Raw genomic sequence first — 269 nt, forward strand, 5'->3', positions numbered from 1 at the left:
GCGGATTGTTCCGGATTTTGCACATTCTTTCGGAACGTTTGCACGCTCTTTCAGATGAAGATTTCCAGCGCGCCTGATGGACCGATGGAAAAGAAAAAGCACAAAAGAGGCCGATTCGGCCCCTTTCGTGCTAATACCCCAGTTCCTCTGCGGCCATGCGCACCATTTCTTCGTCAATGGCGTCCTTTTTCAGCTGATACCCGTATAACAGGCACGTCGTGGCCAACGTGTTGATCACCCGAGGCCATCCCCGCGACTGCAGGGCAATC

The 269-nt window shown here is 53.5% G+C and carries 1 pseudogene; it reads right to left on the reverse strand.

Annotated elements, in window-relative coordinates:
* Positions 1-130 precede the first annotated feature (130 nt).
* Positions 131-269 (reverse strand): annotated as a pseudogene (locus ETC02_RS17315) (AAA family ATPase); the annotation flags it as partial.

The organism is Geobacillus sp. DSP4a (genome assembly GCF_013096875.1).
In the GTDB taxonomy this organism is placed as follows: Bacteria; Bacillota; Bacilli; order Bacillales; family Anoxybacillaceae; genus Geobacillus; species Geobacillus thermophilus.